Consider the following 13,021-nt stretch of genomic DNA (forward strand, 5'->3'; position numbering starts at 1 on the left):
TAAGCACCTGACGCCACCCACACTAACGGAAAAATCAACCCGTCGGGCGCAGCGCGACCCACTTCCGCCGGTCGCTCGGTCAGGCATTCAACGGCAGCTAACAGATGCGGACCTGACGTCGAAACGAGCGACCCGCTGAGCGCGCCCGGTTGCCAATGCACACAACGCCTCTGTGGTGCCCCAATACTCAGCGTTTGAGATCGCCTCAAGCTCAACTAGCGATGGCTCGAACCCGCCGTGATGCTGCACGCATTCGTCGACACTTCTGTTTTTCCAACCAATGCAACGACTCCTGCACGACCTCAGGTGGGACTTCGTTGAATGACGCGCTGCGAATCAGGGTCTCACTTGCGGCAATGTCGTTGAACTGTCCCAGCTTGTTTTGCACGGACGTCAATTGTTTGATCGTGCGACCGTGCCCGCCTTTGATAAAGGGTTGAAAAAACTCGAGCAGATACCTCAACTTCTTGCCCGCCTTTCGAACATCGTGAAGATTTTCCTCGTGGGCGGTCTCGCTGCGTGCTGCGCGCCTGCTTCGCTTTCGAAGTGCGCGCTGAGCAAGACGAACCCGCGCCTCGGCGAACGCTCGAACAGGAAGATCGTTGCAACGCGACTGCAGCGTAGTTTGCGCGCGAAGCAAGACATCGTTCAAGAACACCTCGACATCGTCGCTTTTGATCATCGTCTGGCTATGCACCACCGCCTGTGCGCGCTTCTCGCGTGCTGCGGCCACGAGCAGCGCGATCGATGCGCGTGACTCCTGGGCGGATTTCAGGAGACCGTTTGCGATATCCCAATCACGCGTTCCGCCTGCCAAGGCAGCAAGACGCTTGAATTCTTCGGTGGTTTGTGCGGTCGCTTCCTCTCCGAGATAAGGGGAGTACGCCCAGTACAAAGCACGAAGCTTTCTGAAGGCGACTCGAAGCTGATGAAACCCCTCAGCATCGCTCTGCGTGGACAGCTCTCTCGCCCTTTGCACTGCTTCCGCTACCACCGGCGTCGCCAGTGATGCGAAGGTACTGGCGATAGAACTCGATTTTGAAAGTGATGAACCGGGCGGCCGCCGGTCAACTTTGAAGCGATTGTTTAGCCGCGGCAAGGGCCAGTCACCATCCATATCCATTTCAGCCTCGAGTCGGACAAAAATACATTTGCCCGGACCTTACCATACTCATCTCCGAGCGCCCGCGCTCTTCGTGACGTTTCAATGACATGCCTTTAAAGTGTGGCGCGTACGCCTCCCGCGCTTCGCGAAATCGCCGTGCTTCCGCTGTTTTGCATTAGGATGCCTGGTTACGTCATGCACTGCCCGATACGCTCGCGCATCGGGCAGTGCATGAAAATTCCTGGAACATACGTGGGAGTTCGTCTTGAAGAAACGCGCCACCGTGGTCTGCCGCAGAGGCAAGCGAATCCTCCTGGTCGCACGTAGTGAATCAAAGTGGGCTTTGCCGGGCGGGATCCTCAAGCGTGGAGAACATCGCTCGGACGCCGCGCTTCGAGAACTCAAGGAAGAAACGCGGCTTACCGGGAAGTCAGCCAAGCATCTCTTCGACTTCCGTGGCAAGCAGAAGCACCATCACGTGTTCTCCTGCGAAATCCCGAATCGCGCCAAAGCTCGCCCGAGTAACGAAATATCCAGGTGTCGCTGGGTTCACCTCGACGACATCGCTCGCCTCATGACGAGCGGCCCGACGACCAACATCGTGAAGCTCATGAGTCAACAGCGCAGGAAGTAGCCTCGTTTTCGAGATGGATAGCACGCAGCCAACCGCGTGCAGAAGTCGCGTCTCGTCCACGGGTCGTTCGGCCATGGCAGCTAGGCCGCGCTTCCGGCGCTGTGCAAGCTGGCCGGAAAACTCGCATGAGCCTCGTTCTGGATTCGACTCGTCGCACAAGATCAGAAATTAACCATTTCGCAACCAGTTCCGGACTCGTGACTCCATATTCCGCAAACTTGATTTCACTCCCGTAATAGACAATCACACTGCCACTCATTATGCGATACCGTCCCTGGCGATTGACGCCGTCAACATCAATTCTGATTTCCCGCGAAATTTCATAATCAAATTGCAGGCAGACGCGATTCCCATATAAGTTCGTAAAGGCTGAACTTGTCGAATCGACTGATTCAAGTCAAGGCGCACGCAGCCCAGGCAAGTCGAATTAATATGCGATTACTTAAGGAATAGCCTCTCCGGCACCGACTCAGTGCCCACTTCGCAAGCTCTGCCGCACACGTCTCTCAGCAAACAGAGCCACATAGTCCAAAATTCGCGCTTCCTTGCTGTACTCGGCCCATGCCTCCTGGTACAGCCTTAATACCATCTCCATCGGAGCGAGGGTGTCAGCGGCAAATGCCTTGACGATGTTCTCAACGGCAGCCTGGTTCATATCGCACTCCTGGCGTTGAAGGTGACAGAGACGACTTGCGCGGGACATCCATTAGACGGGGATGCATTTCGGATCGCCAATTAATTTAGCCTATCCACTGCAACGGTCTGGTTGACCAAGATTCGTCTGGCTACAGCCTGCCGATTTCCATACAATCAAATCGATTTACGCGCGCCGGTACGGACCGACTTCCGCTTGTCATTCTGCTTCACGGATCCGGCGGCATTTCGGGGTATATCGTCGAATGGGAGCAGGAATTGCTCGCGATGGGCATTGCTACCTTTGTTGTAGACAGTTTCACAAGCCGTGGCATCGCTAATACAACGAATGACCAGGCCCAGCTTGGTCGCCTTGCACAAACCGAGGACGCATACCGTGCATTGGCAGTGCTCGCAAGACATCCCAGAATCGACCCGGCGCGCGTCATTCTGATGGGATTCTCCAGAGGCGGCCAAAACGCGCTCTATTCGAGCCTGACGCGTTTTCAACGAATGCATCTCTCCGCGTCTGGCGCCCGGTTTGCTGCGCATATCGCGTTCTATCCTGACTGCACCTACACCTATCACGACGACGACGACCTTGCTGCGCCCGTGCGCATATTTCACGGAGGCGCTGATAACTACAACCCCATTGGGCCATGCCGCGCCTACGTCGAGAGAGTAAGAGCCAAGGGTAAAGATATCCAGATTACGGAGTATCCCGGAGCAAGCCACGTCTTCGACGGGAGAGCATACAAACCGCCCGTGTCGATTCCGCAGGCCCAAACGACACGGAACTGCGCGTGGCAAGAAGGGGACGGCGGACAGCTTTTCAACGCGAAGACAAGACAACCGTATTCCTACAGCGACCCCTGCGTCGAGCGTGGAGTAACCATCGCTTATGACGAACAAGCGGCAATGGAAGCCCGAAAGGCCGTTGCAGAATTCATTGCTGCCACGCTAAAACTTCGCAAGGAGTAACTGCGCGACGATGCCCCCATGAAGTCGCCTATCGAAAGTGAGGTTGACAGATGAGCGGCAGCAATCACGGCACAGGCGGAACTGGACGCCGAGCGTCAATCTTCTCACCTCGCTCAGCAACCGGATCCACCTGCCGGCGAAACGCCCACGGATGCCTTGAAAGCAGAACCCGCGCTGGCTGCAGCCACACCGAGATAGGCTTGCTCGCGACTGGCTTGCGTCGTTTTACGATGTCGACAATCGGCCCATCCGCTGACTCAGCGGGTAGTGCAGCCGTCTGAGCATCCTGGCGATCTCAGGCAACCATGTCGTGCGCGGAGTCCTGGTCATCGCGATCCCTCATCCATGTACGTCTGCCCAATTTTTAAGTTAACGCCTTGTCGCGACAAAACCGTCAAACGTAGTCTCATTCGCGTTCGGGACTGTGTCAGCGAGAATCATGTCAAAGGCGTTCTTCGGTGTGGCGTCGCCGCGTTGGAGCGGCCGGAATACGGGGTCACCGCGCCGCACGGGCTTGCCCGTCAGGCCGCAAATACCATCGGTGCGGGCAAAGCCGGCGCGCCACGTCTGGTCCACATAACGACCGAGTGTCGAATCGCTCCACGAAACCAGAATCGTGCAGGTCGTTTGCCACTCGATGCGGCTGATGGACGAAGCATTGGCCATTGCGGACCTCATTGAAGTACAGCTTTTGAGCAAGCGGTGAGCGACGGGTTCTTGAATTGGCTCGACTGCAGATACAGAACGGCTGTGCAAGCCACCGACGATCTGAACCCATGGATCGGCTCTGTTCACGTGGATCCTTAGAAAGCTGCGGCGTTCTACACCCTTGTTGTCGTTTGCTCAAACGTGTTATCACGAACAGCTCGATCGCATGAGATCGAGTGTCGCGCGAAAGAATTTGTGCAAAGGCGACGCGTCTCGTGGCCTGACAGCTTCACGTCCGAGCCCACGCCGGGAGCAGACATTGACCTAAATTCACGCCAGGCGAAGACGCAGCGCATTGGCGATGATCGAGAGTGAGCTGAGGCTCATGGCCGCAGCGGCTAACATCGGACTGCGAAGCAGTCCGAACGTTGGATAGAGCACACCCGCCGCCACCGGCACGCCAGGAATGTTATAGACGAAGCCAAGAGCCAGGACTTCGAGATATGGGTTGCCCTGCAAAGCGAGGCTGGTGCGATCCATCCGACAACCGCGCCAGCCAGCAGGCGGCGACCCGGTGCCCCCTGCTTGCTCCAGGGATCTGGATCAGGGCGCCAGATGGGCCTTGATCTCGGCCGATATCTGACGGATCGCAGCCTGGGGCTCGGGGTCGGTCTGGATGCCATTCAGCAGGACGAAGTCGTGGATCATCCCGTTGTAACGGGTAGCAATCACGGAAACCCCGGCCTCCTTGAGCTTGCGGGCGTAAGCCTCGCCTTCGTCGCGCAACGGGTCGTTCTCCGCGGTGACGACCAGAGCCGGCGGAAGTCCTTGCAGCTGCTGCAAGCTGGCGCGCAGCGGCGAGACATAAGGGTTGTTGCGCGCCGCTGCATCCGGTGCGTACAGATCCCAGCCGTACTTCATGAAGGCGCGGGCGAGGAATCGCCCCGTGCCGTATTCATGGTAGGACGCGCTGTCCACGCTGGCGTCGGTCGCCGGGATCATCAGGACCTGGTAGCTGATCTTGGGGCCGCCGCGGTCTTTGGCCATGAGCGTCAGCGCCGCGGTCATGTTGCCGCCCACCGAATTGCCGGCCACTGCGATCCGGCTGCCGTCCGCGCCGAATTCGTCGGCATGGGTCGCCACCCACTTCAGCACGGCGTAGGACTGATCGAGCTGAGTGGGGAAGCGCGCCTCGGGAAGGGAGGTGTACTCAACGAACACGCCGATCTGGCCAGAGTTGACGACCAGGTCCCGCAGCAGTCGCTGATGGTTCTGGAAGTTCCCGACGATCCAGACGCCGCCGTGAATGAACAGCAGCACGCCGGGCTTACCGGTAATCTGCTCGGGTTTCATGATATAGATTTTCACGGCTTGACCATCCTGGGTGATGGTCTGCTCGGTCGTGTTGACTCCCGACATATCGACCGGGGTCTTGTTCTGAAGGCCGGTCAGGATCTCTTGCGGCTTCGGCTGGGGGAGTTCCCAGAACGGGCTCGGGTCCTTGTTGATCTCATGCAGGAAGGCGCGAACCTGGGGATCGATCCGAGGGTCGGTGGCGGCGTCCGGGGCGGCAAAAACGGTTTGCGTCATGAGAGCTGCTCCTAGGGTTATTGTTGCGAGTAAAAACACGAGCTTCATGGTCATCCTCTCCAAGGTTTGTTTGGAGTGATGCAGTTTGCTCGGGAGAAGGAGGCGCCCGCTTCTGTCAAATGACCAGTCCGATGACAGATCGGCCGTCAACCTGCGGGGTTTTCAACGTCGGCAAGAATAGAACCCAGTGAAGCGCGGGATGTAATCCCGGTCTTCGCAAAGATCTGGTGGAGGTGATATCCAACAGTTCGGTGAGACAGGTACAGCCTGATACCAATTTCCTTGTTAGAAAGCCCTTCAGCAGCGAGCTGCGCGACGTGAAGCTCCTGTGGGGTCAGCGTCTCCCATATACGCTCCGTTCGCCGACGGCTGGATTCGCCGGAAGCACGCAGTTCCTCGCGCGCGCGGTCGCTCCAGGGCGAAGCACCGAGCGCATCGAAGATATCGCGAGCCTCACGCAACGGAGCTCTCGCGTTGGCCGACTTACGCTGACGACGCAGCCACCCGCCGTAAGCCAGGAGAAGGCGTCCTCGTAAAAACGGCCAGTTCTTCGCGGCCGGCCCAAGGCCTTGCAGGAATAATGGCTCGGCGTCTGCAGGCGCGGCGAGCAGCGCCTTGCCATACAGCAGCATCGTCTCGACCCACGGCACCGGCACCGGAGCCGAGACACGCTCCACCTCCTCGATCACGGCACGGGCCGCCTCCGCATTGCCGGAAAAGACGCCGGCTTCCACGAAATCTGCGAGTGCGAAGAACTGAAGGCCGGAATTGAACGCCGGATCGGCAGGGGCGAAAAGGCGCCGCAGATGTTCGTACGCCTCCCAATGCCGGCCCGCGCCAATAGCCGATATACCTCGCGCGATCTGCAACATCGCCAGCAAAAAACTGGCGCCGATGGAGAGAACCAGGCGTTCCGCCTCCGCCGCATGGGCTTCGGATTGCTCCAGATTGCCTTGCATTCCTGCCAGCCTGGCTTTCACGATCGTGGCCGCGGCGATCCACGGGATCCCACCTGTCTCTTCGGCGAAGCGGACGGCTTCCTCGACCTCCCTCATCGCGCTCGTCCAGTCGCCGACCTCCATCTCGGCCCAGCCTTGCGCGAAAAGTACGCGCGCGAGGTCGCTGAGCCTCCCCTGTTCTCGCAGCGCGGCGCTGGATTCGGAGAGAAAGCTTACGCCGAGGTCGAAGGCGCCAATGACATTGGCCGTGCTGCCGAGGACTCGCGCAACGGCAGGATCGCCATCTCTTGTTTCAGAAAGGCGCTGGAACTTGACGCGCAAGTCGCCTCCGAGGCGAAGCGGTTCGACGTAGGCGGATATGGCTACCAGGCGCGGGTCCGTCTCCGGCAACTCAAGCCGGCTTGCAGCAGCGAGAACCCTCGTGCGGAGTTCGTCGCTTGCGCTGCTCCACCAGCAGCGTTGCGCGGCGCGCAACAGGAGATTGCTCGCCAGATCTTTCGCGCCGGCGGCGTGGGCCTGAGCGGCGAAGCCAATCAAAGCCGGAATCTTCGCGGAATCATTGATTGCCGGAGGCCGGCTGATCTCTCGACACCAGCCGACCCGTACCGGAGCGAGCGGATCAGATTCGTCCACATCGGCCTGACGCAGCAGACGCTCCAACAGTTCCGGCTGACCCAGATCGGCGGCAAGCTCGGCAGCCCGCAAAAGCCGGTCGCTCCTGGCTTTCGCCGTGCCGCTCAGTCGCGCTGCGTTTTCAAGTACCTCGATTGCCATGGCCACAGCGCCCCGCCGCAGCGCCCGCGCCGCCATCCGATCGTAGTCGTCCGCGAGTTCGTCGTCGGATCCGATGGTTGCTGCCGCACGATGCCATAGCCGACGATCCAGTTGATCCTGAATGATCGCCGCGAGCGCAGCGTGAATTCTTTGGCGCGTCGCCAGATCGGCCGCCTGATGCATCGCGGAGCGAACGAGCGGGTGCCGGAACCGTACCTCCGTTCCATCGATCTCGATTAGCTTGGCGGCGATCGCTGGCGCCAGCGCATCGATTCCCGCCCGCTCACCCAGCACGGCTTCGCCGGCGGAGAGGATTTCGTGGAGCGATGTCCCGTCGTTTTCCGCCGCCACAAACAGCAGAGTTCGAGCCGCATCCGGAAGATCGGACAAACGACTCGAGAAGGCGCGCTCCAGGCGTTCCGTCAGAGGAAGCCACGGCGTATCTTGAGCCTGCGCGACCCGCTCGCCGCGAGGCAGTTCGAGAAGCGCCAAAGGATTGCCCGATGCCTCTTTGAGAAAGCGGCTGCGTAGGTCGGCCGAGAGGTCCTGGGCGTGGGTATCCAGCAGGCGCTCGGCATCGGGCTCGTCAAGTCCTGAAAGTCGCAGCCTTAGGGTGGAGGCGTCGCCGAGCGAACGGTTAAAGTCATCGCGCATGGCCACCAGGAGAACGACGGGGTCCGAACTCAATCTGCGCGAGATGAAGGCCAGCACCTCATAGGTTGCCTGATCCAGCCATTGGGCATCGTCAGCAACGAGCAGGATAGGTTTGCGGGTTGCGCTTTCGGTCAGGAGGGTCAGCGTCGCGAGCGCGACCAGAAAGATATCCGGCGCCCCTATGTCATCGGACGTGCCGAGGGCCGCCAGCAAGGCGGATCGCTGACGAGGGACGAGGCTCGCCGCCCGCTTCATAAGCGGGCGCAGTGCCTGTTCAAGTGCGGCGAACGGCAAATGGACTTCGGCCAGGACGCCGGCCATCGTTAGTACGGAGACCCCGCGTTCACTGGCTCGATGCCTGGCGACCTCGAGCAGCGCAGATTTCCCGATCCCAGGCTCACCGCTGATAACGAGTGTCGATCCACCTCGATCGATCCGGTCGATCAGATGATCGATCAGAGCAATGTCCTGCTCTCGACCCTGCAAAACGAGGGGCGCAGATTGGGTGGCATCCGTGCGCCGCTCCGGCGGCGGCGAGTATGCCTTTTTCGTCCGTTTGGCCATCCCACAACCGTCGCAGAGGTGCCGCCAAGCCTATGTCAAGCACTCGCACATCCTACCATCTGCCGGGTCGGGGGTGCCCCTATGTGATTCGTCAGCGGTAGGGGCGGAATCCGGTTGATGGAGGTTGCCGTCACGCGGCATGGCGAACACCACCTCGTACCGTCGCCGGGCAAAGGCGATGTGCCTGATGGTGGCGCTTGTGCGTGCATCAGGCGTGCAACTTCGCCGGCAACCGTGGTCGCATTGATTGCGCAAAGATGCGAGCTGCTTGACTAGACGCGGCATACCGATGGTTGCTGGCTGAGTACCCGATACTGCCACTACTACCACAGCCTGTGCGCTAAGCGCCTGAACGATTTCGACAGTCAGAGTCTTGCCCATGCGAGGTTCGAGTTTGTTGAGGCGGTTGGAGCGTGTTTTTTCGCCGGTCGTATGGTGAGCCAGGCGAGCTGTTCATCAGCAAGTCGAAGTGAGCGCAGCGTGGCGACGCAGGTGATACAGGACAAGCCGCCCATTGGTGCTCATCTCCTTGCAGGGTTGCCCGCTTCCGAGTTGAGCGATGCACTGAAGCAAATCAGGGAGCTGCAGCGCTTGCTGGGAAAGAAAGCCACGGAGAACGAGATTCTTCGTGAGGCGGTGGAGGTGTCCAGCGTGGTGTCGGAATTTCGATCACCCGCGCATGGTAGAAGGCTCGCAAGCCGGCGTCGAAATCCTGACCACGCCAAACTGTGATGAGTTCTGGATCGCGATCGAGTTGCTGTAGGTGGCGTTGGGCACCTCGACGGTGTTGCCGACGGCCGGCAGCTTACCGTCGACACCAGGCGTTCGCTTGTCCGACCACACGACGTCGTAGACCTTCTCCTGCAATTCGCCCCGCCGGTCCAGCCAGCCCTTGACAACCTGGATGCGGTCGCGATTGGCGCCGATCGAATCGTTGAGTGGCGGGTTGCGCACGGCTGACGCTGTGAAAGAGACGAGGCAATTGCGGTCGCCCTGATGGAAACCCGCGGTGCCTGTCGAGTCTCCCGCCGGGATCGCCATGAACATGAACGTCGGGGCTACGTCGTTCGCCGGGGCCGGGCGCTGCCCGGGACGTAGTTGATTTGACACCCAGTGACCGCTAAACACCCCTCGGAACGGAGTGCGTGCCTTTGCTACACCTGGACCAAAGTAGCATATCAGCAGCACGCCGCCAGTCATAGACTAGGATATCAGGGAGCTTGTCGGTGGCTACTGCCGCGCGCGGTGTGGCAGATGATTGGTTCCCCATGCAGATGCCCACATCATTGCATCATTGCGAACTGGAATGCGATGTCCGGCAGTCACGCACGCAACATGCAGCCGGGAGGACTCCATCGTGAGACTGTCCGGAGCACGGATACCATGCGTGCTGCTTCTTTACCGGCCCGCGGTGAAGCTTCAGCGTTTCAAAGGAGCCGTCCATGACGAACGCAAAATTTCTGATCATCGCCGCCCTGGTGGCCGTGGCGCCTGCAGCATGGGCGCAGCAGGAAGCCAACGTGCAAATGTCGAAAGCGCCTGGCACGGCAACCATCAAGGGAACCACGAGGGTGACTGCCACGGTTCAGCACATTGATCCCGCCACCAGGACCGTTTTACTAAAGAGCCCAAACGGCAAGGTCGTTGAGGTGCAGGTGGGGGACGAGGCACGGAACTTTGACCAGCTCAAGGTCGGCGACGTCGTTACAGCCGTCTACCGGGAATCACTTACCCTGAACCTGAAGAAAGAAGGTGACGGCATCACTTCGGTCGAAGAGCATCCATCGATGGAGCGCGCGCCTGCTGGCGGCAAGCCCGGCGGCACCTTGGGCCGGGAAGTGAAAATCGTGGCCAACGTCGTCGCGGTCAACCCAAAAAGCAGGACAGTCACGCTGAAAGGTCCCAAGGGCAACACACTAGACCTGAAAGTGGAGGACCCTGCACAGTTCGCTAACATCAAGAAGGGTGATCAGGTGGAGGCCGTGTACACCGAAGCCCTCGCGATTTCCGTGGAGCCGGCTGTCAAGAAGTAGATGCGCCGCCCGGTCGCCTCAATGTGCGGCGGCCGGAACGATTGGCAACTGAGGGTAAGCAGGCCAACTGGCTCGCCACCGTGCCCGGCAATCGCTACTTCGCCATCCTCAGGCTCTACTGCTCAAGTTTGGGCCCCGGAGCGGCAACGTTCAAGTATCTGCAATCGCAGCGCCCTTCTTACTCCCCGCCCCTCTCTCCGAGTTCAAGCAAAGCGTCCAGCGCCCGCTCAAAAGCGCCCGTGTCGCCCGTTGCCGCCTGCATTATCAGTGTTCCCTGCAACCGCGCAATCCAGTCTCCCGCAAACATCCTGGCGCGCTGTGACGGCATGCCGCTTTCCTCGGCCAGTGAGGCAATCGCATCGATCCAGAGTTCGAATGCGGCACGCAAGCCGGCAGTTGCCTCCAACCTCACTGTGGAGGTTGCCAGTTGACCAAGCACGCAATGCGCGCGTCCACCGGCATAGATCTGATTTAGCAAAGCCACGATCTTGCGCAGGCGCGCTTTCAGCGGCAAAGAACTTCTCGCCACCTTGGCGATTTCGTTGTCGATTACGGCAGTGGCTCGATCAAGCACCGCCTCCGCCATCTGCAGCTTGCCGTCCGGAAAATGATGATAAAGGCTCGATTTGCCAAGGCCGGTCGCACGCGACAAGTCGCTGAGCGACGCCCCGTCGAAGCCGTGCTCCTGGAAGACTGCGAACAACCGTTCGACTATTTCATCCTTCGAAACCGTAGCGGCAGGCATCATACGCTCCAAAAAATACGAACCGATCGTTCGGTTCAATTCATTCATTCGGAGTATAACAGTCCAAGAAAAATTTGACGAAACGCGATTCGCCGCCTATTGTACCGATCGTTCGGTTCAGTCAATCTTGTGCCGCACCCGCCCGGATATCCCGCCAAACTGGAGGTTGTCATGTCTGCTACGCCCACGTATCAAACCGTCTCTGTTGCTGATCGTCGTACGGGTTCAACCATCGATGTGTTCTATCGTGATGCCGGACACAAGGACGCTCCCGTTGTTCTTTTGCTGCACGGCTTTCCGACCTCGAGCCACCAGTATCGCGGGCTCATCAGCCGGCTTGCCGACAAATACCGTGTGGTGGCCCCCGACCTGCCCGGCTTTGGTTTCTCCGGTGCACCTGAAGCCAACACCTTTGCCTACACGTTCGACCATCTGGCCGAAGTGGTCGAAAGCTTCACCGATACGATTGGGCTGAATCGCTACGCGCTTTATGTGTTTGACTACGGCGCCCCCGTTGGCTTTCGACTGGCTGCGTCGCGGCCGGAGCGCGTGAGCGCGCTGATTTCACAGAACGGCAATGCCTACGAGGAAGGTCTCAGTGAGGGCTGGAATCCGATTCGCGCTTACTGGGAAGCGGCAACGGACGAGAACCGCAACAACCTCCGCGCGTTCCTGAAGTCCGAGACGACGTCGTTTCAGTACACGCACGGGGAGTCGGATACATCGCTGATCGCCCCCGAGTCGTACACGCTTGACCAGCATTTCCTCGATCGGCCGGGCAACGCCGACATTCAACTCGATCTGTTCGGCGACTACAAATCGAACGTAGCGGCGTATCCCCGCTTCCACGAATACTTCCGTACGCATCGTCCGCCGACGCTGGCTGTCTGGGGAAAGAACGATCCTTTCTTTCTGCCCGCTGGCGCTGAAGCCTTCCGCCGCGATCTTCCGGAAGCCGAAGTTCACTTCGTCGACGCGGGTCACTTCCCGCTAGAAACGCATCTCGACGAAGTCGCGGCAATCATCCGGGCATTTCTGGCCCGGACCGTGGATTCGGCGCAAGGCGCGGCGCTGTTCGGAGACCTCGGAGAAGCATCGGCACCTGCCGAGGCGAAAGAATTGCTCGACGGCATGCGTGGCGTGTTCGGCTTCGTGCCTAACCTGGGCTACGCGATTGCGGCCGAACCGTCGGTGCTTGGAGCCTATATCGCGATGCTCCAGTCGCTTGGGGCAAGTTCGCTCGACCCGGTCGCACAGCAAGTCGCAATGGTCTCCGCAAGCCGCGCAAACTCTGCGGATTACGGCATTGCCGTGCATGCAACGCTCGCAGCCAAACTGGGCGCATCGGCCGACGTCGTCCAGGCACTGCGGAACGGCGGCACGATTCAGGATCCCAGGCTGGAAGCCGTGCGTCGCTTTGCTGCCGCAATCGCGACGAACCGGACGCAGGTATCGGACAGCGACGTCAATGCCCTGAAAGCCGCGGGATTCGATCAACGCGCGATGGTGACCATAGCATTGGCTGCCGCCGCAAAGACACTCGTGAACACGGTTGCTCATCTGGCGCGGCCTGAAATCGACGCCGCTTTCCGCGCCGACTAATCCGACAACAAAAAGCCTGACGGGACGGTAGCGTAACTGCCGTCCCGCGATTGCCCATCGCGATGCATCGCGAGCAGCATGGACACGACATTGACCAGC

At 59.8% G+C, this 13,021-nt stretch carries 11 protein-coding genes and 2 pseudogenes; 4 read left to right on the top strand and 9 right to left on the bottom strand.

Going from position 1 to position 13,021, the window contains the following annotated elements:
- Positions 1-211: 211 nt before the first annotated feature.
- Entirely contained in the window at positions 212-1,123 is a 912-nt protein-coding gene (locus SB822_RS10305; RefSeq protein ID WP_410854589.1) for a CHAD domain-containing protein, read from the bottom strand.
- A gap of 247 nt (positions 1,124-1,370) precedes the next feature.
- Between SB822_RS10305 and SB822_RS10310 the strand changes: the two genes are divergently transcribed.
- Positions 1,371-1,739, top strand: coding sequence for an NUDIX hydrolase (locus SB822_RS10310; RefSeq protein WP_410854590.1), 369 nt, complete (start codon positions 1,371-1,373; stop codon positions 1,737-1,739).
- A 469-nt stretch (positions 1,740-2,208) separates the two neighbouring features.
- On the opposite strand, the gene SB822_RS10315 is transcribed toward SB822_RS10310, so the two are convergent.
- On the bottom strand, positions 2,209-2,394 hold the full coding sequence (locus SB822_RS10315) for a DUF3562 domain-containing protein (protein WP_410854591.1): 186 nt from the start codon (positions 2,392-2,394) through the stop codon (positions 2,209-2,211).
- Positions 2,395-2,543: 149 nt separating this feature from the next.
- Between SB822_RS10315 and SB822_RS10320 the strand changes: the two genes are divergently transcribed.
- Positions 2,544-3,353 carry a dienelactone hydrolase family protein gene (locus SB822_RS10320; RefSeq protein WP_269138830.1) on the top strand — a complete coding sequence of 270 codons (810 nt, stop codon included), beginning with the start codon at positions 2,544-2,546 and terminating at the stop codon, positions 3,351-3,353.
- Positions 3,354-3,722: 369 nt separating this feature from the next.
- Here SB822_RS10320 and SB822_RS10325 read toward each other — a convergent pair whose 3' ends face one another.
- The 6 genes and pseudogenes from SB822_RS10325 to SB822_RS10350 form a co-directional block, all read right to left on the bottom strand.
- Positions 3,723-4,019 carry a DUF3331 domain-containing protein gene (locus SB822_RS10325; RefSeq protein WP_410854592.1) on the bottom strand — a complete coding sequence of 99 codons (297 nt, stop codon included), beginning with the start codon at positions 4,017-4,019 and terminating at the stop codon, positions 3,723-3,725.
- Between the two features lie 312 nt (positions 4,020-4,331).
- Positions 4,332-4,541: a hypothetical protein gene (locus SB822_RS10330; RefSeq protein WP_079493671.1), complete on the bottom strand. Its 210-nt coding sequence runs from the start codon at positions 4,539-4,541 to the stop codon at positions 4,332-4,334.
- 63 nt (positions 4,542-4,604) lie between these two features.
- The gene (locus SB822_RS10335; protein ID WP_410854593.1) at positions 4,605-5,591 is read right to left on the bottom strand and encodes an alpha/beta hydrolase; all 987 of its coding nucleotides are present in this window, start codon (positions 5,589-5,591) and stop codon (positions 4,605-4,607) included.
- A gap of 146 nt (positions 5,592-5,737) precedes the next feature.
- The gene (locus tag SB822_RS10340; protein WP_410854594.1) at positions 5,738-8,542 is read right to left on the bottom strand and encodes a helix-turn-helix transcriptional regulator; all 2,805 of its coding nucleotides are present in this window, start codon (positions 8,540-8,542) and stop codon (positions 5,738-5,740) included.
- A gap of 152 nt (positions 8,543-8,694) precedes the next feature.
- Positions 8,695-9,024, bottom strand: a pseudogene (locus SB822_RS10345) (hypothetical protein); the annotation flags it as partial.
- A 277-nt stretch (positions 9,025-9,301) separates the two neighbouring features.
- Positions 9,302-9,742 (bottom strand): annotated as a pseudogene (locus tag SB822_RS10350) (DUF3604 domain-containing protein); the annotation flags it as partial.
- A gap of 242 nt (positions 9,743-9,984) precedes the next feature.
- On the opposite strand from SB822_RS10350, the gene SB822_RS10355 reads away from it, so the two are divergent.
- Positions 9,985-10,575 (top strand): hypothetical protein, encoded by a 591-nt coding sequence (locus tag SB822_RS10355; protein WP_410854595.1) that lies wholly within the window; start codon positions 9,985-9,987, stop codon positions 10,573-10,575.
- A 178-nt stretch (positions 10,576-10,753) separates the two neighbouring features.
- Here SB822_RS10355 and SB822_RS10360 read toward each other — a convergent pair whose 3' ends face one another.
- On the bottom strand, positions 10,754-11,368 hold the full coding sequence (locus SB822_RS10360) for a TetR/AcrR family transcriptional regulator (protein ID WP_410854596.1): 615 nt from the start codon (positions 11,366-11,368) through the stop codon (positions 10,754-10,756).
- Between the two features lie 123 nt (positions 11,369-11,491).
- On the opposite strand from SB822_RS10360, the gene SB822_RS10365 reads away from it, so the two are divergent.
- Positions 11,492-12,922: an alpha/beta fold hydrolase gene (locus SB822_RS10365; RefSeq protein ID WP_410854597.1), complete on the top strand. Its 1,431-nt coding sequence runs from the start codon at positions 11,492-11,494 to the stop codon at positions 12,920-12,922.
- The last annotated feature ends 99 nt before the right edge of the window (positions 12,923-13,021 follow it).

Origin of the sequence: Paraburkholderia sp. SIMBA_054, assembly GCF_046534875.1 — a bacterium.
In the GTDB taxonomy this organism is placed as follows: domain Bacteria; phylum Pseudomonadota; class Gammaproteobacteria; order Burkholderiales; family Burkholderiaceae; genus Paraburkholderia; species Paraburkholderia hospita.

Excerpts from the sequence above, each read along its gene's own strand:
- SB822_RS10305 (WP_410854589.1), bottom strand. The coding sequence starts at position 1,123 with ATGGATATGGATGGTGACTGGCCCTTGCCGCGGCTAAACAATCGCTTC.
- SB822_RS10315 (WP_410854591.1), bottom strand. The coding sequence starts at position 2,394 with ATGAACCAGGCTGCCGTTGAGAACATCGTCAAGGCATTTGCCGCTGAC.
- SB822_RS10325 (WP_410854592.1), bottom strand. The coding sequence starts at position 4,019 with ATGGCCAATGCTTCGTCCATCAGCCGCATCGAGTGGCAAACGACCTGC.
- SB822_RS10330 (WP_079493671.1), bottom strand. The coding sequence starts at position 4,541 with ATGGATCGCACCAGCCTCGCTTTGCAGGGCAACCCATATCTCGAAGTC.
- SB822_RS10335 (WP_410854593.1), bottom strand. The coding sequence starts at position 5,591 with ATGACGCAAACCGTTTTTGCCGCCCCGGACGCCGCCACCGACCCTCGG.
- SB822_RS10340 (WP_410854594.1), bottom strand. The coding sequence starts at position 8,542 with ATGGCCAAACGGACGAAAAAGGCATACTCGCCGCCGCCGGAGCGGCGC.
- SB822_RS10355 (WP_410854595.1), top strand. The coding sequence starts at position 9,985 with ATGACGAACGCAAAATTTCTGATCATCGCCGCCCTGGTGGCCGTGGCG.
- SB822_RS10360 (WP_410854596.1), bottom strand. The coding sequence starts at position 11,368 with ATGAATGAATTGAACCGAACGATCGGTTCGTATTTTTTGGAGCGTATG.
- SB822_RS10365 (WP_410854597.1), top strand. The coding sequence starts at position 11,492 with ATGTCTGCTACGCCCACGTATCAAACCGTCTCTGTTGCTGATCGTCGT.